The sequence below is a fragment of the Photorhabdus sp. RW14-46 genome (assembly GCF_963887965.1).
Classification (GTDB): Bacteria; Pseudomonadota; Gammaproteobacteria; order Enterobacterales; family Enterobacteriaceae; genus Photorhabdus; species Photorhabdus laumondii.
This window is the reverse complement of record NZ_CAWPHH010000002.1, coordinates 243494-265045: the sequence shown is the minus strand read 5'-3', so window position 1 is coordinate 265045 and position 21552 is coordinate 243494. Positions and strand designations below refer to the sequence as shown.

Genomic DNA, 21552 nt, shown 5'->3' with positions numbered 1-21552 from the left:
TAATGCATAAACATTTTGTTCGCATGATTACTGTGATGTTCCTGCTTTTTTGGGGAACGACGAGTTATGCGCAAACACCACAATCATCACAACTACTGCAAGAGACAATTTATAAAAGCGAGAGTGATCATCGTCAGTATCAGGGAATCAAACTGGCGAACAATATGACGGTCTTGCTGGTATCTGATGAGAAGGCAACCAAATCTCTGGCAGCGGTAGCAATTCCGGTTGGTAGTATGGAAAACCCTGACAGCCAGCTCGGGCTTGCACATTATCTGGAACATATGGTTCTGATGGGATCTGAACGTTACCCACAGTCAGGTGATTTATCTGAATTTTTGCAAAAACATGGTGGTAGCTATAATGCCAGCACCGCTTCTTACCGCACAGCTTTCTACCTTGAAGTAGAAAATGAAGCGTTAGCTCAAGCCACAGATCGTCTGGCTGATGCACTGGCTGAGCCGTTACTTAATCCAGTGAATGCAGATCGGGAGCGAAATGCGGTTAATGCAGAGCTGACAATGGCGCGTTCGCGTGATGGGATGCGGGTTGCTCAAATACGGGCAGAAACCTTGAATCCTAAGCATCCCAATGCTCGTTTTTCTGGTGGTAATCTAGAAACATTAAAAGATAAACCGGGGAGTAAATTACAGACAGAACTGGTGGATTTTTATCAACGCTATTATTCAGCCAACCTGATGAAAGGTGTCATTTACGGTAATCAGCCTATCGATAAACTGACTCAAATTGCCGTTGATACTTTTGGTCGGATACCGGATAGAAAAGCGAGTGTGCCGGTGATTACTGTGCCAGCAGTAACGGAAAAAGAGAAAGGGATTATCATCCATTATGTTCCTGCCCAACCGCAAAAGGCATTGCAATTGGAATTCAGTATTGACAATAACAGTGCTGATTTCCGCAGTAAAACCGATGAATATCTCGGTTATATAATAGGCAATCGTAGCCTGAATACATTATCAGATTGGCTACAAACTCAAGGACTAGCAGAAAGTATCAGTGCCGGTGCGGAGCCTATGGTTGATCGCAACAAAGGTATCTTTTTTATTTATGTGACGTTGACAGATAAAGGGCTTGCACAACGGGATCAGATTGTTGCGGCTATTTTTGCTTATATTAATTTATTGAAACAAAAAGGCATTCAGAAAAGTTATTTTGATGAAATCGCGAAGGTTTTGAACCTATCTTTCCGATATGGTTCCGTTGTTCGTGATATGCATTATATCGAATGGTTATCGGATGCTATGTTGCGAGTTCCTGTTTCCAATGTACTGAATGCCGGTTATTTAGCTGATAACTATGACCCGAAAGCAATCGCCAATCGGCTTGCTGAGTTAACACCTGAAAATGCAAGAATCTGGTATATCAGTCCAAAAGAGCCACACAATAAACAGGCTTATTTTGTTCAGGCACCTTATCAGGTTGATCGAATTACATTGCAGCAACGAGTTAAATGGCAGCAATTAGAGGAGCAGATGAGCTTTTCTCTGCCTGCACTAAATCCTTATATTCCTGACGATTTGAAGCTGATAAAAGCAGATAAGAGTAAAAAACATCCAGAAATGATCGTTGAACAGCAGAATGTCCGCTTGCTTTATATGCCGAGCCAATATTTTGCTGATGAACCTAAAGCCAGCATTACGCTTGATTTGCGCAACGCAGAAGGTTTGAATAGCGCTCGTGAGCAGGTCACTTCCTCTTTGCTTGATTATTTGGCAGGGCTTTCCCTTGACCAGCTTAGTTATCAGGCTTCTGTTGCAGGAATGAATATTTCTACGGGCTCATCTCAGGGGCTGCAATTAGGAGTAAGTGGTTACACTCAGAGTCTGCCAGCGCTTTTAACCTCTTTAATCAGTAATTACATGGCATTCACACCAACTGAGGAGCAATTGGCACAGGCTAAGTCTTGGTATCGTGAGCAGATAGCGGTTTCTAATAACGCTAAAGCTTATGACATGGCTATGCAGCCGTTGAAGCGCCTTTCTGTGGTGCCTTACACTGAACAATCCACCCGTCTGGAAGCGCTGGAGACTATCACGGTTCAGGATATTGTTACGTATCGTCATGAGATGATAAAAAATGCTGCTTTGCAAATGATGATCATTGGGAATTTGACCGAACAGCAGAGCAAAGTGATTGCTGAATCTGCCCATAACCAACTGGCAAATCAAGGAAATGATTGGTGGAGTGGGGATAAGGTGGTGATTGATAAAAATTACCCGGTTAATTTCCAGCGTGTTGGCAGCAGCACAGATGGTGCTTTAGCAGAGGTTTATATTCCGACGGGTTATAACCGTATAGAAGGTTATGTTTATTCCAGTTTGTTGAGCAACATGCTCCAGCCGTGGTTCTATGAGCAGTTAAGAACAGTAGAGCAACTGGGGTATGCAGTGTTTGCTTTCAATATCAGTGTGGGGGAACAGTGGGGGTTGGGTTTCCTACTGCAAAGTAATAGCAAGCAACCAAAATATTTGAATCAGCGTTATCAAGATTTCTATCAGAACGTGGGTAATAAATTGAAAGCCATGCCTCAAGCTGATTTTGAGCAGTACAAGAGTGCGCTGATTAATGAAAAGCAGCAACCGCCACAAACTTTCTATGCCGAAGTTGCCCGTTTCTCCGGTGATTTCAGTCGTAATAACTTTAGTTTTGACAGTAGAGATAAAATGCTTGAGATCCTAAAGAAAACTACACAGCAACAATTGATTAGTTTCTATCGGAATGCGGTAATCAAACATATAGGGTTGTCATTCATTTCACAAGTGATTGGTAAATCAGGAAACTTGGATGGATATGCGAAATTGAAAGGTTGGAAAACCTATCAAAATGTGACTGAATTTCAGAAACGGTTACCTGTTGAGGTAAGAGCTCAGTGATCACAGAGATATCTGTCCACAGGCTTAATGTATTAACTCTGCCGCTGACTGGTCAGCGGCTGATCGAAGCATCGGCCGGGACGGGTAAAACCTACACCATTGGCATTTTATATCTGCGTCTTCTACTTGGACTGGGGAAAGATGCCGCTTTTTCACGGCCTTTAAGCGTGGAAGAAATTCTGGTGGTGACTTTTACTGAGGCAGCAACAAATGAGTTACGTGGTCGTATCCGTGAAAATATTCATAAACTTCGCCTTGCCTGTATTCGAAATGCAATAGAAGAGACAGAACCTGCCTATCAACAGCTATTGAATGAAATCCCGGATAAAGGGCAGGCGGCTATTTGGTTACTCGCCGCAGAGCGGCAAATGGATGAAGCGGCGATTTATACCATTCATGGTTTTTGTCAGAGAATGTTGGCACATAATGCCTTTGAATCTGGGATTTTGTTTGAACAGACATTAATTCAGGATCAACATCCGTTAGAACGGCAAGGGTGTGCCGATTTCTGGCGGCGACACTGTTATCCATTGCCGTTATCAATGGCGCAGGTGATCAGCGAGGAGTGGAGTGGGCCGGAAGCCCTGTTGGCTGAATTATACCCTTATTTACAAGGGGATATGCCATATATGGTTGATGCACCAGCCAGCGATGAAACGCTGTTAAGTCGTCATGAAAAAATTACCCAGTTGATCAACGATGTTAAATACCAATGGAATGAAGCTGCGGGAGAGTTGCACGATTTAATTGCGGGTTCTGGTGTCGATAAAAGAAGTTACAGTAGTAAGCACTTACCAAATTGGCTGAATAGTGTCATGGATTGGGCTCAGACGCCTACAGAGGATTATCAGTTGCCAAAAGCGCTGGAGAAATTCCGGCAGTCAGTATTGGCAGAAAAGACAAAAAAAGGTGAGGTACCTGAACATTCACTTTTTGTTGTGATAGATGATTTATATCAGAAACCACTTACTTTACGTGATTTGATTATCTCCAGAGCTATTATTGAGGTTCGCCAATCAATCCGTCAGGAAAAATTAACACGTGGTCAAATGGGGTTTGATGATTTACTAACCCGTCTTGATGATGCTCTGAAAGGTCCCGGCAGTGATTTGCTTGCTGAGACAATCCGCCGACGCTATCCGGTTGCGTTGATCGACGAATTTCAGGATACCGACCCACAGCAATACCGAATTTTTCATACCATTTATGGCACTCAGCCTGAAAATGGATTGCTATTTATTGGTGATCCCAAACAAGCTATTTATGCATTTCGCGGCGCAGATATTTTCACTTATATTCGTGCCCGCTCTCAGGTAAGTGCTCACTATACTCTGGAAACAAACTGGCGCTCTGCCTACTCGATGGTACAGGCAGTAAACAAACTGTTTATGCGTTCAGAAAATCCATTTTTGTTTGAGCAGATTCCTTTTATTGAAGTTTCTGCGGCAGAGAAAAACCGAGAACTCTCTTTTAGCTATGACGGTGAAGAACAGGCCGCACTGAATTTCTGGTTACAACCAGGAGAAGGTGTTTCTATCGGAGATTATGAGCAAACGATGTCACGGCTCTGTTCTGCGCAAATTCGTGATTGGTTGCAGGCAGGTAGTGAAGGGCGGGCTTTGTTACATAAAAGTGAAGGTTCTCGGCCTGTGACGGCGGCTGATATTACGGTTTTGGTGCGTAGTAGAAAGGAAGCGACACTGATCCGTAATGCACTTAATCTGTTATCTATCCCTTCCGTATTTCTTTCTAACCGAGAAAGTGTATTTGATACCGTAGAAGCCAAGGATATTCTCTGGTTGCTGCAAGCGGTGTTATCACCAGAGAAAGAGCGGGTGTTGAGAAGTGCGCTTGCCAGTGGTTTGTTTGGTTTGACCGCTCGACAGATAGACAAACTAAATCATGATGAGAAGACGTGGGACCAGTTAGTTGATGAGTTTGATGGCTACTTTCGTCTGTGGCAACGCCGTGGCGTGTTACCTATGCTACGAGCGGTAATCGCCAACCATCATATTGCTGAGAATTTGCTTGCCAGTTATGACGGTGAACGGCGCTTGACAGATGTGATGCATATTGGTGAGTTGTTGCAGGAGATATCTTTACAACTTGACAGTGAACATGCGGTCACTCGCTGGTTGGCTCAGCAAATCTCTCATCCTGATCCACAATCTGAAAATCAGCAGATACGGCTGGAAAGCGATCGTCATTTGGTACAAATTTGTACTATCCATAAATCTAAGGGGCTGGAATATCCGCTGGTATGGTTGCCATTTATCTGTAATTTCAGGGAGCAGAAGCGGGCGATATATCATGATCGTACAAGCTTTAATGCTTGCCTCGATATCTTTCCTGACGACGAGACGATTGAGCTGGCGGAACAAGAGCGATTGGCAGAGGATTTGCGTTTACTCTATGTCGCATTGACGCGTTCTGTTTACCATTGCAGTGTCGGCGTGGCTCCGCTGATAAAAGGCAATAAGAAAAAGGCCGGGGATACTGATCTGCATCAATGTGCTCTGGGCTACCTGTTGCAAAAGGGGGTGAAAGGGGATGCTGATTTTCTGGCAACATCGCTTAAAGAATTAAGCGGAGATGGCATTGTTATATCATCAATTAATGAGACTGATGATCACCCTTGGCAATCGCAAAGTAAAAATGATTTAGTCCTGTCGGCCAGGCAATTTAAACGTAGAGTTCAGGATGATTGGCGTATTACCAGTTATTCTGGTTTACGAAACTCTGTAGTTCATCGTGGTAATGCTTCCGCTTATTTTGCTGGAGAAGAATCTATTGACGTGATTGTTCAGTCTATTGCGCCAAAACTTGATGTTGATGCTAGTGGTGAAAGACAGTTAGTAGAACAACCTGAAATGACACCACATACATTCCCACGGGGAGCTTCCGCGGGGACTTTTTTACACGCTATTTTGGAAGAACTTAGTTTCAGCCAATTACCTGATGAGAAATGGTTGGCAGAACAACTGCAATCAGCCGGATTTGATGAACGCTGGAGTGGGACATTACAGCAATGGATGGTCGATATTTTTACTATTCCATTGAATGATGAAGGAGTGCAATTGGCAAAAATTCCGCTACATCATCAACAGGATGAAATGCAATTTTATCTGCCGGTTGAACAACTTTTGCGATCTCAGACGTTGGATACACTGATACGTCGTTATGATCCAATTTCTGCTCGCTGCCCCCAACTGGAATTTCAGCAGGTGAAAGGAGTGTTGAAAGGGTTTATTGATTTGGTCTTCTGTTGGCAAGGTAAATTCTACCTGCTGGATTACAAATCAAACTGGTTGGGAGAGGAGAGTCAGTTTTATACTCGCCAGGCAATGGAAATAGCCATGATTGAGCATCGTTATGATCTGCAATATCAACTTTATACACTGGCATTGCATCGTTACTTGCGTCACAGGCTGGCTAATTATGATTACCAACAACATTTCGGCGGCGTGATTTATCTGTTTCTGAGGGGAATAGATAAACAACAGCCGGGGAATGGTATTTTCAATTGTCGGCCATCGGCTGAATTTGTTGATGCTTTGGATCTGCTTTTCAGTGGTAGTGAACAGCTTGAGAAAGAGAAAAATTGATGATTTCGTTATTACAACAAGCAGTAAACCTCAGGCTTTTGCGTTCATTGGACTTACAGTTTGCTCATGTATTGATTGAGGATAAAGATCCTGTTTTGTTGTTGGTGATGGCGCTGTTAAGCGCTGAAACCGGTACCGGCCATGTTTGCCTGCCGGTTAATCGGATAACGCCTGAATATTTTTTTGATGGGCGACATCGTGAATTTGCCGAACAGTTATGGCAGGTTGCGGGAAAACCTGATGAGCAGAGTTTGCGGATAGCACTGGAAAATTGTGCTGCGGTTAGTGATGGATTTCAACCCACGCCTGTTGTGCTTTCCCATGATCGGCTTTATTTGCAGAGAATGTGGCAAAGTGAATGTCAGGTGGCGGCTTTTTTTTCTGGCAATCAACCAATTGATAATATTCAGGAACAGCAACTGAGAGTTGTTTTAGATGAATTATTCATGCTATCTGAGGAAATTGTGGACTGGCAAAAAATAGCTGCGGCTGTCGCGGTGACTAGCAGAATTTCGGTTATCTCTGGCGGACCAGGAACCGGGAAAACTACCACTGTTGCTAAGCTGTTGGCTACCTTAATTAAACTTGAACCTGATAAAAAGCGGGTTATCCAACTGGCGGCTCCGACCGGAAAGGCGGCCGCCAGATTGACCGAATCTCTTAATAGTGCGGTCAGAAAATTGCCTCTGACGGAGGAACAATTTGCATGTATGCCGGATCAGGCGCAGACGATTCATCGCTTGCTAGGAGCGCAGCCTGATAGCCAGCGCTTGCGCTATGATCGAGATAATCCACTGAACCTGGATGTGCTGGTGGTGGATGAAGCTTCAATGGTGGATTTACCCATGATGGCTAGGTTGATTGATGCATTGCCACCGAAAGCGAAAATTGTTCTGCTTGGTGACCGAGATCAATTGGCATCAGTGGAAGCAGGCGCGGTGTTGGGTGATATTTGCCGTTTTGCCGAACTCGGATATAGCGTAACGAGGGCGCAACAGCTAAGCAGATTGACGGGATGCCGGTTAGTTGCGGGTGATCAGCAAAATATCCCAGAGGTTCGTGATCGTTTGTGTCTTTTACGTAAAAGTTATCGTTTTAATGTGGATTCGGGGATTGGTCAATTGGCGACGGCCGTTAATCAGGGAAAGAGTCGACAAGCTCTCGCTATTTTGCAGCAACCGTTGAAGGATATCTGTTTTTACCCATTGTCTGACGATGAAGATTATCAGCGGTTGTTGGCAGAAACGGTATCGGGTTATTACCTTTACTTGCATCTGGTGGCAAAACAGGCACCAGTCAAAGAGATTTTAGATGAATTTAACCGCTATCGTTTGTTGTGTGCACTTAGAGAAGGGCCGTTTGGTGTCAGTGGGCTTAATGAGAGTATAGAACAGCTATTACATCGTCAGGGGCTTATTCGTCGTCCAGTCGGGACTTTCAGCCGTGGTTATGCAGGGCGGCCCATCATGATATCGCGTAACGACAGCACATTGGGCCTATTTAATGGTGATATTGGTATTATGCTCAGAGACGAAAATCATGAACTGCGTGCTTATTTTCAACTGCCTGACGGGCAGATTAAGGGAATCCAGCCAAGTCGTTTACCACAACATGAAACTGCGTATGTGATGACCGTACATAAATCGCAGGGCTCAGAATTTGAACATACCGCTTTGGTATTGCCAACGCAATTTGTGCCGGTTGTCAGCCGTGAACTGGTTTATACAGCGATAACCCGTGCCAGAGAAAAACTGACTCTTTATGTACATGAAGCGGTATTGCGTCAGGCAATCCAGACGCCAACTCAAAGGCGAAGCGGGTTAGCAGAGCGGCTTAGCTTACAGGTGGATTAGCGCTTATTCTGATAGACTAACTTGTGCAAAAAAATTTATATATTAATGATGTTGCCATATCTTCTCTGACATTTTTTTGATCGTTATTTGTTCGGTTGTTGGATGGGCTTTTAAGCCCGACAATCAGATCATTAATCCCTTTAATGAGATTTCTGATTTGCCGTGCTGACTTCGGTAAATATCCCTTTTCAGTTTTGTAAAAAGTTCTCGATTGGGTGATTGAAAAATTCTCGTGCAGTGAACTAGAGATTACATTGACCTATGCAAGATAAATGTATCTTAAACCTACCTATATGCCAAATTTTGGTTAATTTCTAACTGAAATATCTTTTCTTAGTCCTTCATGTTGATTGATTGTGAGTCGTAATCGTTCAGTCAGCAATACCGAGTAGTTTCATCGTGATGGCTATATACTGATCGATATCTTAATTTCACCGATTCAAAAGATTCAAAAATAGTTGCAATGACTGAATCAAATTGCTGATGTTTATGTTTTGTTATCAATGTAAACAATAAAATTATAAATTTAATAAATTTTAATATTATTGTGTGGTTAATGTCACAGTTTGTGAATATATTAAATGAAATTTATTATTATTTGATGATATAAACGCCTAATTATATGAATTGTGATTTGTTTACTAAACGGATTGCGGATATGTCTGGATAGCTTGCTAGGGGTGAGATGAATATCCAGATTTTTGATTTAAGGATTAAGTTGTCTGATGCAAGATAATGAAATGAGTACTGAGTCACCCCACTCTTCCCCGGGGCTGGACACCGGCCTGATTTGCCTGGCAATGTTGGCCAGGTTTCACAACATCGCTATATCGACTGAACAACTTTCACACGAATTTTCCACTGCCAGCCAAGGTTTTACCCTGAAAGAGCTGCTGCTGGCTGCTCGTCATTCAGGGCTGAAAGCCAGGGCTGTGCACACAACACTGGCCAGACTTGAACATACTCCCTTGCCCGCCATTGCCATTGACCGAGATGGGCAATTTTTTATTTTGGCTAAACTGGATAAAGAACAGGCTCTGATTCAGGATCCACGTTCGGCGCGCCCCGAAGTTATCAGCTTCGAGCAGCTTGAGCAGCGTTGGACAGGGCAATTGGTGCTTGTGCGTTCCAGTAACGGTCTGCCCGGAGAGACTTCTCGTTTTGACTTCACTTGGTTTATCCCGGCTATCGTCAAATACCGCAAGTTGTTGGGTGAAGTTTTGCTGGGGTCTTTTGCCTTGCAGTTGTTTGCCCTGGTGACTCCGTTGTTCTTTCAGGTGGTCATGGACAAAGTACTGGTGCACCACGGCCTAACCACACTGGATGTGGTCGCGGCAGGATTGCTGGGCATCATGCTGTTCGAGTCGGCCCTGAGCGGTCTGCGTAGCTACGTGTTTGCCCACACGACCAGCCGTATTGATGTGCAGTTGGGATCGAATCTGTTTCGGCACTTGATTAATCTGCCGCTGGCTTACTTCCAGGCCCGGAGAGTCGGTGATTCTGTGGCTCGTGTACGTGAACTGGAAAATATCCGCAGCTTCCTTACCGGCAACGCCATTACCCTGATGCTCGACGTGCTTTTTTCTCTGGTGTTCATCCTTGTGATGTTTTATTACAGCGGCTGGCTGACTCTCATTGTGGTGTTATCATTGCCGCTTTATGCACTCGTCTCGGGGTTGGTTACACCTCTCTTGCGTAAGCGATTACAGGATAGTTTCACCCGCAACGCTGAGAATCAGGCATTCCTTGTCGAAACGGTCAATGGCATTGATACCCTAAAGTCAATGGCGGTTGAACCGCAGGCCATCCGCAAGTGGGACAACCAACTGGCGGCTTATGTTGCCGCCGGTTTCAAAACACAGACCTTATCCACTATCGCCAATGAAAGTGTTTCGCTTATCGGCAAGTTAGTGACGGTTGCCACACTCTGGCTAGGTGCCCGCCTCGTGATAGAGGGGCAGCTATCGGTGGGGGAACTGATCGCATTCAATATGCTGGCCGGCCGTGTCAGCGGCCCTATCATGCGTTTGGCGCAACTGTGGACCAGCTTCCAGCAGACCGGAGTCTCAGTGCAGCGCCTGGGAGATATCCTCAATTCCCGTACGGAATTGTCTCAGGCTACACGTAGCACAGTACCGCCGCTCAAGGGGCAGGTAGAGTTCGAGCAGGTGCATTTTCGTTATCGGGCTGATGGTTCTGAGGTGCTGCGCGGCGTCAATCTGGTCATTGGCGCGGGAGAAATCATTGGTGTGGTGGGCCGCTCTGGTTCCGGCAAAAGCACTCTGACCCGCTTGTTGCAGCGGCTCTATGTTCCGGAGCGCGGACGGGTCATGGTCGATGGCATGGACTTGGCATTGGCTGATGTGTCCTCGCTGCGCCGGCAGATCGGCGTGGTGTTGCAGGACAATATGCTATTCAACCGCAGCATTCGCGAAAACATTGCCTTGAGCGATCCGGGTGCGCCGCTCGAAGTGGTCATGCACGCCGCCCGCATGGCTGGAGCTCATGAATTCATCCTTGAACTGCCCGAAGGTTACGACACCATTGTGGGAGAACACGGCGCGTCACTTTCAGGCGGTCAACGGCAACGGGTAGCCATTGCCCGCGCCTTGATCGGCAATCCTCGCATTTTGATTTTCGACGAAGCGACCAGTGCGCTGGACTACGAGTCTGAGCGGGTGGTTCAGCAGAACATGCAAAGCATTTGCAAGGGGCGCACGGTCATCATTATCGCTCATCGGTTGTCCGCTGTACGCGACGCGCATCGTATCCTTGTAATGGATCGCGGGCAGATCGTTGAACAGGGCGCCCACGCCGAGTTACTGGCACGTCAGGACGGCCACTATTCACGACTGCATCGAATGCAGCAGGGATGACAGGCTTCCATTTCTGGAAAGTACGATCAAAACGGCTAATCACGCAATCAATGGTTAATAACATAATCAATGGTTAATAACACCATCAGAGGCAGATGTGACCAAGATAAACATACTCCGATTCAAGGAAAATAATTTCAAATGAGCGCTACCCTTTCCTTATTGCAGCGTTATCGTCACGCGTGGCGTGAGTCTTGGCACCAACGTAAAAACATGGACGTGTCGCCGCGACTGGCTCATGAATTACAGTTTTTACCGACGGCTTTAGAGTTGCAGGAAACACCGGTTCACCCAGCACCGAGAATTTTCACCTGGACCATTCTGGGTTTTGCTGTATTGGCGTTGCTCTGGGCCTACATCGGCAAAATCGAGGTCGTGGCTATCGCCCCGGGAAAGGTCGTTCCCAATGGCAAGACCAAGTTGATTCAATCCAGTGAAACGGCGGTGGTCAGAGCGATCCACGTCAATGACGGCCAGTCGGTGAAAGTTGGCGAGTTGTTGGTTGAGCTCGACCCGACGGCGGCGAGCGCCGATGTCAGCCGGATCCAGAGCGAGCTGCTGGCTGCTCGTATCGACAGTGCGCGGAGTGCCGCCATGCTCGACGCGATCAATCAACAAAAGTCGCCGGCGTCGCTGGTAGGAACGATTGACAACGCCAACCCTGAGCAGGTACTCAGTGCCCAACGCTGGCTTCAAGGACAATATCAGGAATACCGCAGCAACCTGGAGTTGGTGGATGCAGAAATCCTCCAACGCAGCGCCGAAATCCAGTCTGCCCAGGCCCAGGTGGCTAGTCTGCGAAAAACGCTGCCGATTGCGACACGATTGGCCGAGGATTACCAACGGTTATTGAAGAAACAGTATGTGTCGCGGCATGAATATCTGGAAAAAGAGCAGACGCGATTGGATCTGCAACGTCAGTTAAGCGTACAACAGGCCAGTGTCTTGCAGTACACCGCCGCTCAGGACGAGGCGCGACGTCGGCGTGAGACTGTTGTTGCGCAAAATCGCCGCGCCATGCTCGACCTGCAACAGGAAGCCAACAAAAAAGCAGCGACCCTGGTTCAGGAGCTGGCGAAGGCCCGCTATCAGGAAACCTTGACCAGCCTCAAAGCTCCGGTGGCCGGCACAGTTCAACAACTCGCTATCCATACCGTTGGTGGCGTGGTGACACCGGCTCAGCCGCTGATGGTCATCGTCCCCGCAGACCAATCGGTAGAAGTGGAGGCCAGGCTGGAAAACAAGGATGTGGGTTTTGTCCATGTTGGTCAACCGGTCACTGTTAAGGTGGAAACTTTTACTTTTACCAAGTACGGCACCGTTGACGGCGAAGTGCTCAACGTATCGAACGACGCTATCGAGGACGAAAAGCATGGGCTCATCTATAGCAGCCGCATTCGCTTGAAGTCTGATCATGTGATGGTCAATGGTCAGCGAGTCGCACTGTCTCCGGGCATGTCGATCACGGCAGAAATAAAAACTGATCAGCGTCGCGTGATCGATTATTTCTTGAGCCCATTGCAGCAGCATATAGATGAAAGTCTGAGAGAACGGTAGGTTGTGAGGGCAGCTCTGTGAACTCGGCTCGCCATACTCACCGTTTTCCGGGGTTGAGATAAATGACCGTTAATGTTTTTCGCCGCCTTGCTTTATTTGGAGTGATGAAATGAAAGAATTACGTATACATGAAAGGTTCAAAAACTGGCGAAATATGATTGTTTTCATGAGTTGCACCTTATTAATGGCATGCTCTAAGTACATTGATATATATAAACCGATTGACGTATCGAAGTCTGGTCAATCAGTCAAAATTGATTTTGAAATCAGCAAGAAAGGAAATTATCAGTTTGCCCTGTTGTTTGCTAATGGGGATGGTTTTTATGAAATGGAAAGGCGGGATAAGTTGTTCGGGAGTATTGATAAGGACGGAGTTGCCATCCCCGTTTCACTTCGTGTGATTAAAGACGGTAAGGTTTTTTTTGACGAGAAAATAAACGCTGTGGGAAGTGGTTGGGGGCGTACCTTTGATTACGAAGAGAGAAGGGTAAATACGACTGTGCGAGAAATTAAAACATTTTCATTACCTCCCGGACGTTACTCTGCGGTAATTACTACCCTGGAAGATGTGCCTGCTTTTAATGGAATTGAGAGTTTTGTCGAGTTCACCTATTACGATCCGAAGATTTAAAATGGTATCAGTATAAACAAAGGAAATATCAAAATTTGGAGTGACGTGATGAAAATATTACAGGTACACGAAAGATTCAAAAACTGGCGAAACATTATTATTTTTATGAGCTGCACCTTATTAATGGCCTGCTCTAAGCACATTGATACTATATATAAGCCGATTGATGTGTCGCATTCGGGGCAATCCGTCGAGATTAATTTTGAACTCAGTAAGCGAAAGGCTGGGGATTATCAGTTTGCCCTGTTGTTTGATAAAGGGGATGACTATGAGGAAATGAAAAGGCGGCTTGAGTTGTTCGGGGATATTTATAAGGACGGGGTAATAACTCCTGTTTCACTCCATATCGTTAAAGATGGTAAGGTTTTTTTTGATGAGAAAATAAATGCTGGGGGATATGGCTGGGGACGTACCTTTGATTACGAAAAAAGAAGGATAAATACGGCGGTGCGAGAAATTAAAACACTTTCGTTACCCTCCGGACGCTACTCTGCAGTCATTACTATTCTGGAGAATGTCCCAGTCTTTAATGGCATTCAGAGTTTTGTACAGCTCATATATTTTAATCCGAAGATTTGAAATGATATCAGTATAAACAAAGAAGATATAAAAATTTGGAGTGACGTGATGAAAGTTTTACAGGTTCATGAAAGATTCAAAAACTGGCGAAATATGATTATTTTTATGAGCTGTACATTATTAATGGCCTGCTCTAAGCCCATTGATATATACAAACCGATTGACGTATCGAAGTCTGGTCAATCAGTAAAAATTGATTTTGAAATCAGCAAGGTTGGAGATTATCAGTTTGCTCTGCTGTTTGATAAAGGGGATGATGATGAAATGAAAAGGCGGCTTGAATTATTCGGTTATATTGATAAGGACGGAGTGATAACCCCCGTTTCGCTTCATTTGGTTAGAAACGGCGAGGTTTTTCTTGACGAGAAAATAAACGCAGGGGGACGTAGCTGGGGACTTAGCTTTGATTACGAAGGGAGAAGGATAACTACGGCTGTGCGAGAAATTAAAACACTTTCGTTACCCCCTGGGCGTTATTCTGCTGTCATTACCACCTTGGAGGATGTTCCCGCTTTTAATGGCATTGAGAGTTTTGTAGAGCTCACCTATTTTAATCCGAAAATTTAAGAAGATTTAAAATGGTATCAGTATAAACAAAGGAAATATAAAAATTTGGAGTGAAGAAATGAAATTGTTACGTATATATGAAAGGTTTAAAAATTGGCGAAATATTATTATTTTTATGAGTTGTATCTGGTTAGTAGCATGCTCTAATTACATTGATGCTATACGCAAGCCGATTGATGTGTCGCATTCGGGACAATCGGTCGAGATTAATTTTGAACTCAGCAAGCGCAAGGCTGGAAATTATCAATTTGCTCTGCTGTTTGCTACTGGGGGTGATTATAATGAAATAGACAGGCGATCTAAGATATTTGGGAGTGTTGATAAGGATGGGATTGCTATTCCCGTTTCTCTTCGTCTGGTTAAAGACGGAAAGGTTTTTTTTGACAAGAAGGTAAATGCGGTAAGGCTCGATGGGTGGCAAGCCTTCTATTACGAAAAGAGATTAATAAATACGACTGTGCGCGATATTAAAACACTTGAATTGCTCCCCGGACGTTACTCTGCGGTAATTACTACCCTGGAAGATGTGCCTGCTTTTAATGGCATTGAGAGTTTTGTAGAACTCTCATATTTTAATCCGAAGATCTAAGAAGATTTTAAATGATATCAATATAAATAGAGGAAATATAAAAAATGGCAAAGAATTATACCGTAACTTATAAAGTAGCTAAGTCGGGAGCGAAATATATTTATCAGTCTGATAAAGGAAAGCACAAAACAGGAGATGTGCATTCTTCATCCGGCGGCCATATGTGGTATGTTTTAAATGACGGCGACGGGAATAAAGAGAGTTTTGGCTTCGAGTCAAAATATGGCTCACCATTTGGTGAAGGGAACATGACCCCTTATGATAATGCCGCCTACCAAGAGACTGTTTCCGAAGTCACCATTGCGTTGACGAAAGAGCAATACACCAAGTTACGCGAATTTTCAAAAGAACCAAAGCCAGAAGAATTTGACGTTACACGTTACAACTTGTTCACCAATAGTTGTGTGGATTTCGCATATGCATCATTAAAAGTCATTGGATATAACAAGTATGGTTCTGAAGGAAATCCGCTTCCCAAGCATAATATTCATCGTATGAATGACATGTTAAAAACTCAAGGAGCTCAAATTATCCGTGATAACCTGACTCGTCATGGTGAGTATTATGAAGAAAAAGGTGGTATGCAATGTTTATGGCTTGGCGTAGACGATATACATCCTCGCCCACCATCGACAAACTTAATTAACATTGATATCAATTCCTCCCCACAGCCGCAGAAACATATTCAGGGCGAAAACAAAGCGCAGCAGGATGTTGCTAACGGTTATATCCAAAATTCAGCGACCCATAAAATATTCACCCTCGCGGGCATTCTCAATAAAACCGATTTCGCTTCAACCCAAATGGCTAGCCTTGCCACAGGCGGCATTCGTCCCGGTGAAATGCAGCTCGACCCTAATGTCCGGCCCAACGCCTATTTGTCACAGTTCTACCTCGACCTGACCTTGAACAGCAATAAACAGGATGCCAGCCTGCGCAATGCTGTGACGTTGAACGGCTTATCGGCGATGACGACGTTCAACACCTATGTTGACCCGCTGTTATTGGATCTGAGCGGCAATGGTGTGCACATGACTGATATCCGTGACGGCGTGCTGTTCGACATGGATAACAGTGGCACGCTTAAGCGTAGCGGCTGGGCGGATCGCAATACGGGAATACTGGTGATCGACGATGGTAGTGGTCAGATAAAAAATGCCAGCCAGATGTTTTCCGAATACTACGGTGGTAAGGCCGGAATAAACGGTGCCGCTGGCGAAAAAAAATTCAAGGAGGGTTTCGGTGCTTTAGCCAGTGAAGATGCTAATAAAGACGGAGTGATTGATCCGACTGACCCGATCTGGAGCAAGCTGCGGGTTTGGGTCGACAGTACCCGAGATGCAAAAGTCGATGCGGGCGAACTCAAGACACTGGCGGAATGGGGTATTACCCAGATAAACGTCCGGGCTTCGAACAAAACAGACGTCCGTGATGGGAATAAGGTCGTTGCCAGTGGGTCGTTTACTATCAATGGTAAAACTCAGGAAATGCTGGCCGTTGATTTTCTTGGTGATACCGTTAGCAACACCCTGAGCAATCAGGGGGCTGGTACAAAAGTGACTTCCACCACCAACGATATCACAACCACGGCTTACGCCAGCCAGAGTGAAGCAGATGAAACCCTAAATGCGGAGCAACTGGGAGTCAGCAATCTGTATGGTGGCAGCGGCAATGATACGTTGATTGCGGCAAAAACTGGTAGCTGGCTGGTCGGGGGCGCAGGGAGCAATACCTATGTCGGTGGTACCGGCGATGACGTTTTTGTTATCAGCGCTTCTGACGATACGAAAAACATTCACGGCAATGGCGGGCACGATACGGCGATCATTGTCGGCAAAAAAGGCGTGGAGCTGAACATGGCTCAAGCCGGTTTAACTATGGCTCAAGGCGGGAGCGGCAGTGATGTCATCAGAAGCGGTGGAGCCAATGGTGTCTTTATCAAGGGCGGTTCCGGTGATTCGGTGCTGGTCGGTGGCATGGGTAACGACGTCCTGGTCGGCGGCAGCGGGCACAACACTATCATTGGTGGCAGTGGCAAGTCGGTTATCTATGCCGGTCCTCAGGGCGACACAATCTATGCTTCCCAAGGCGGCAGCATCATTCACGCTGGCGGCAGCGATGATAAGATTTTTGGCGGCTTTGGTGACGACGTGATCGAAGTGGGTCACGGCAATGCTACGATTGATGGGGACGGAGGGGTCAACATCGTCAGTCTGCACGGTAACCACGGTGATTATCAAATTACCCGTACCGACAGTGGGTATGTAGTGGCCGACAAGGTTGCTGGGCGTGACGGTACGGTAACGCTGAAAAATATCCAGAAACTCAATTTTTCAGATATTTCGGCGGTTGATTTACAAACACCCAATGCGATGCCTGTCGAGGATGTCCTCACTCACGACAAGGACGGCAAGGTTTTTGATCGTACTCAGCCACATCTGATTGCCGCAGAAAGTCTGTTGGCTAACGATCAACACCTTAACAGTCAGGGTGCCCTGCGCATTGCCAATGTTGGGGATGCGATAGGCGGTACGGTCAGCCTCACAGCCCAGGGCGATGTCTTGTTTACGCCGGATGCAGATTACACCGGTGTCATTAGCTTTAAATATGGGGTAACTGACGCAGCCGGGAATCCGTCAGCATCGGTAGTCGATCTGAGCAGTGGGGAAACCGCGCCGATGCGCGCCGTGGCGACATTATTGACCCCGGAAGTCCCGCTCGATCCATTAGCTGCTCAACAATGGTATCTGAGCGATGCCAACATTCTGCCGGTCTGGAAGGACTACACCGGCAAGGGCGTACGCATTGGTCAGTTCGAGCCGGGCGGTAAGTTTGCCACCGCGCCTGAAATATTTGATATCAATCACCCCGACCTTGCGGCGAATGTCGACAAAGCCTGGTTGCAGACTCAACAAACCAATGGCACCTTGCCGAATGTGGTCTCCAACCACGCGACAATGGTGGCGGGTGTGATGGTCGCGGCGAAGAATAATACGGGTGGCGTCGGGGTTGCCCATGATGCGACGTTGGGCGGCTATTATCTGGCCAATGACGGTGCCGATCTTGCGGGACTGGGGCATATGGTCAGTTTTGATATTGCCAACAATAGCTGGGGATTTGCCAACGATTTCGCGCTCAGCAGCTTTCAGGGCGGCTCCATCAATACTGCCGCGTCGCTGAGCATGAATGCGCAGTATGCGGCGGCTAATGGTCGTGGCGGATTGGGTACCGTCATCGTGGCGGCGGGCGGCAACCATCGTGCAGAAGGCGGCAATGCCCAAGGGTCGCTGACCAATAACAACCGCTTTTCGGTGGAAGTCGGTGCAATCAATGCACAGGGCGATTTGTCGACGTTGCAGATTGGCTCTTCACCCTTCTCCAATCCGGGAGCCAGCCTGTTGGTTTCGGCACCGGGCAGCAATGTCGTGTCTACCAGCTATATGCTGAAAACCGAACGTGGCTCAACTTTCGGCAATGACTACACCAGCATGCAAGGCACCAGCTTTGCCGCTCCGATAGTCTCCGGTGTTGTTGCGTTGATGCTGGAGGCTAACCCGAACTTAGGCTATCGGGATGTGCAGCAGATCCTTGCTCTGTCCGCTCGCAAGATCAATGACCCCTCTACCGCATGGAGCGATAATAGTAGCCATAGCTGGAATGGCGGCGGTATGCATACCAGCAACGATTACGGTTTCGGTCAAATCGATGCGCGAGCCGCTGTTCGCCTGGCTGAGTCTTGGATGACTCAAAGCACCGCTGCCAACGAGTACGTCTATAGCGCATCCAGCGGCCCTCTGGGGAAAACTTTGGCAGCGGGTGAGACGCTGACGTCGTCCATCGCCATGAATGCCGGTCTGAATGTCGAGCATGTCGAGATCGATTTTGACGCCCAGGCAGGCCGTCTTGGTGATCTGACGCTCAAACTGATCTCTCCCGATGGCACTCAGAGCATCTTGCTCAATCGTCAGGGTAAGGTTCCAGACGGCATGCCGGGCGCGAGTGCGACCGATCTGGGTAGTAGCCAGTCGGGGACGTTCAAATACAGCTTTATGTCGACCCATGATTTGGGTGAACGCTCGGCTGGCAACTGGACCCTACAGGTGAGCGATGCGCATTCCGGCCTGCCGGTCACATTAAATGCCTGGTCGTTACGTTTGTACGGCAGCAAGAGCACGCCGGATGACACTTACTTTTACACCGACGAATATATCCAATCGGTGGTCGGGCAGGCCAACCGCGCAGTGTTGGATGATGCGGTCAATGGCGTGGCGGGAGGGCGTAATACCCTCAATGCGGCGGCTGTTTCGCGGGATACCTCGGTCAACTTGCTGACCGGTGTTGCCAGCATTGGCGGCACAGCGTTGACAATAAAGAATCCGTCGGGCATTCAGAACATCGTCACCGGTGATGGCAACGATACGCTGGTCGCGGGTAATGCCGATGCATTGCTTGATGGCGGGCGTGGAAACAACACACTGGCAGGTGGTGCGGGCAAGGACTTCTTTGTGGTCCACCACCGTGAGGCAGGCAGCGATGTTATCAGCAACTTCGAGGCGGCTCGTGGCGAAATCATCGATCTGGTCGGATTTCGTGGAAAAACGTTTGCCGATCTGTTGCTGACGCAGCAGGGGGCGGATGTTAAGGTCGATCTGGGTAAGGGGCAGAGCATTGTCCTGAAAAATCAGCCACTCGCCGGGATCGGTGCGGCGAACTTCAAGTTCCAGGACACCTTTATCGCCCCGGTGGCTTACACGAATAGCGACGCCGCAACGCTCCAGCCACAAGAAGGCTTGGGAACCGTGATCCTTAAGGGCGGCGGCAAGGGCGTCATGCTCACCAGCGATGCTCAGGGTCAGATGAAATTTAGCTTGAATGGAACGATCTATAGCCATGACAGTGCGGCGTCAGACGTTTTTGTGGTGGCAGCCCAACCGGGTGTCAAGGACTACAAGAATGCATTACGTGGGTTCCGTCACGGCATAGATAAAATTGATTTGCGTCAAACCGGCGTCACTGATTTCAGCCAACTCACAATTGCTAAGAGTCATCGTGGCACGATCAACGGTCTGTCACAAATTCATGGCGTTGAGGTGGTCTTTAATGGGGTCAGCGGTACTGATTCAAACGTGAAGTTGCTGTATCTCGATACTCTGGATACTTCGCAGGTCGATGCGGCCGACTTCCTTTTTGCGGAGCTTACACCAGATTTGGTCCCAACGGTCAAGCCAGTGGTGACGCAATCTCTTGATAAACCGACGGTGACTGTACCGGGTTCATTGACACCAATTGTCGACCCCCTTGGCGTTGATAAGCCTTTACCACTTTCCCCTATCGACTTGAAGCCGATTAGTATTCCCCCAAGGAAGCCGGTTAGCATTCCCCTTATTGACTGGAGTCTGACTAAAATTTCTTCTATTGATATTGACCGGGATATGATTAAAGTTACCCCTGTTGAGCTGAATCCGACCAGAATTAACACTGGCCTTGTCGACCTGAGGTCGCGTTTTGACCAGAATGTTGACCGGATGTCACTGATTGACCGGAAGCCGATTAGCACTCCTCCTGTTGAGCCGCGCACAACACTTAACGTTCCGAAAATTGAGCCAGCAGTGGAATCTACACCGGTGACCACTGACCCTGATTCCATTACGGTCAAAAATCCCTTTTCCGAGGTTACGTTGGGGGACGAGAGCAAGACTATCAATGTGAAAGCTATGGATAGCAAAATAGTTGCCGGTAACGGTGACAATAAGGTTAATGTGATGGACCGCTTTGCCGATATCACGTTAGGTAATGGTAAAAACGTCATTGTTGGCAATATCGACAAACTAACAGTTGGACATGGCAACAACACCATTAAAGCGTCGGGAACCTTCACGAAAGTAAACGTCGGGGATGGCAATAACCATATCGTGACCCGCGGTGAGATGTCGACGGTAGAAGTCGGGAATGGTGATAACCATATCATGACCAGCGGTATTATGTCGAAAGTAAAAGTCGGGGAGGGTAATAACCATATTGTGACCAGTGGTACTATGTCGACGGTAGAAGTCGGGCATGGGGACAACGATTTGGAATTTAGTGGTGATATGGGGAACTTGGTGTTTGGAAAGGACATCAGCCCTGAGCGTTTGTGGTTCCAGCATGAAGGACAGGATCTGCAAATTTCGGTCATTGGCAGCAAGCAGGAGGTAACGCTGCATAATTGGTATGCCAATTCCACCGAACGACCACGTAACATCATGGCCGGTGATGGTCATCGGTTGATGGAAAGTGATGTCGAAAATCTTGTCCAGGCGATGGCTGCCTTCGCGCCGCCGACACCTGCGACCACAATGCTCGGCGATGTCGAGCAACAGCGGCTGCAACCTGTGCTGGCAGCCAACTGGCACTGATCGGTA

At 47.1% G+C, this 21552-nt stretch carries 10 protein-coding genes; all 10 read left to right on the top strand.

Annotated features, from left to right (window positions below; all coding sequences use genetic code 11):
• The first annotated feature begins 2 nt into the window (after nucleotides 1-2).
• The 10 genes from ptrA (at nucleotide 3) to AACQ38_RS02920 (ending at nucleotide 21546) form a co-directional block, all read left to right on the top strand.
• Nucleotides 3-2894 (top strand): pitrilysin, encoded by a 2892-nt coding sequence (gene ptrA / locus AACQ38_RS02965; RefSeq protein ID WP_165577373.1) that lies wholly within the window; start codon nucleotides 3-5, stop codon nucleotides 2892-2894.
• Nucleotides 2894-6499, top strand: a complete 3606-nt coding sequence (gene recB / locus AACQ38_RS02960; RefSeq protein ID WP_165577412.1) for an exodeoxyribonuclease V subunit beta — start codon at nucleotides 2894-2896, stop codon at nucleotides 6497-6499. Before ptrA ends, recB begins: the two co-directional genes overlap by 1 nt.
• Nucleotides 6499-8352 carry an exodeoxyribonuclease V subunit alpha gene (gene recD / locus AACQ38_RS02955; RefSeq protein ID WP_165577372.1) on the top strand — a complete coding sequence of 618 codons (1854 nt, stop codon included), beginning with the start codon at nucleotides 6499-6501 and terminating at the stop codon, nucleotides 8350-8352. Before recB ends, recD begins: the two co-directional genes overlap by 1 nt.
• Nucleotides 8353-9092: 740 nt before the next feature.
• Nucleotides 9093-11228, top strand: coding sequence for a type I secretion system permease/ATPase (locus AACQ38_RS02950; RefSeq protein WP_165577411.1), 2136 nt, complete (start codon nucleotides 9093-9095; stop codon nucleotides 11226-11228).
• Between the two features lie 141 nt (nucleotides 11229-11369).
• Nucleotides 11370-12785, top strand: a complete 1416-nt coding sequence (locus AACQ38_RS02945) for an HlyD family type I secretion periplasmic adaptor subunit (protein ID WP_165577371.1) — start codon at nucleotides 11370-11372, stop codon at nucleotides 12783-12785.
• Between the two features lie 109 nt (nucleotides 12786-12894).
• Complete coding sequence (locus AACQ38_RS02940) at nucleotides 12895-13416, top strand: DUF5625 family protein (RefSeq protein WP_165577370.1); 522 nt, start codon at nucleotides 12895-12897, stop codon at nucleotides 13414-13416.
• Nucleotides 13417-13464: 48 nt separating this feature from the next.
• Complete coding sequence (locus AACQ38_RS02935; protein ID WP_165577369.1) at nucleotides 13465-13995, top strand: DUF5625 family protein; 531 nt, start codon at nucleotides 13465-13467, stop codon at nucleotides 13993-13995.
• A 48-nt stretch (nucleotides 13996-14043) separates the two neighbouring features.
• Complete coding sequence (locus AACQ38_RS02930; RefSeq protein ID WP_165577368.1) at nucleotides 14044-14562, top strand: DUF5625 family protein; 519 nt, start codon at nucleotides 14044-14046, stop codon at nucleotides 14560-14562.
• 58 nt (nucleotides 14563-14620) lie between these two features.
• Nucleotides 14621-15151 (top strand): DUF5625 family protein, encoded by a 531-nt coding sequence (locus AACQ38_RS02925; protein ID WP_165577367.1) that lies wholly within the window; start codon nucleotides 14621-14623, stop codon nucleotides 15149-15151.
• Nucleotides 15152-15195: 44 nt separating this feature from the next.
• Complete coding sequence (locus tag AACQ38_RS02920; protein ID WP_165577366.1) at nucleotides 15196-21546, top strand: S8 family serine peptidase; 6351 nt, start codon at nucleotides 15196-15198, stop codon at nucleotides 21544-21546.
• Nucleotides 21547-21552: the final 6 nt, after the last annotated feature.

Bases quoted from the DNA above. Each gene is read 5' to 3' on its own strand.
- ptrA (WP_165577373.1), top strand. From the start codon at position 3: ATGCATAAACATTTTGTTCGCATGATTACTGTGATGTTCCTGCTTTTT.
- recD (WP_165577372.1), top strand. From the start codon at position 6,499: ATGATTTCGTTATTACAACAAGCAGTAAACCTCAGGCTTTTGCGTTCA.
- AACQ38_RS02950 (WP_165577411.1), top strand. From the start codon at position 9,093: ATGAGTACTGAGTCACCCCACTCTTCCCCGGGGCTGGACACCGGCCTG.
- AACQ38_RS02945 (WP_165577371.1), top strand. From the start codon at position 11,370: ATGAGCGCTACCCTTTCCTTATTGCAGCGTTATCGTCACGCGTGGCGT.
- AACQ38_RS02940 (WP_165577370.1), top strand. From the start codon at position 12,895: ATGAAAGAATTACGTATACATGAAAGGTTCAAAAACTGGCGAAATATG.
- AACQ38_RS02935 (WP_165577369.1), top strand. From the start codon at position 13,465: ATGAAAATATTACAGGTACACGAAAGATTCAAAAACTGGCGAAACATT.
- AACQ38_RS02930 (WP_165577368.1), top strand. From the start codon at position 14,044: ATGAAAGTTTTACAGGTTCATGAAAGATTCAAAAACTGGCGAAATATG.
- AACQ38_RS02925 (WP_165577367.1), top strand. From the start codon at position 14,621: ATGAAATTGTTACGTATATATGAAAGGTTTAAAAATTGGCGAAATATT.
- AACQ38_RS02920 (WP_165577366.1), top strand. From the start codon at position 15,196: ATGGCAAAGAATTATACCGTAACTTATAAAGTAGCTAAGTCGGGAGCG.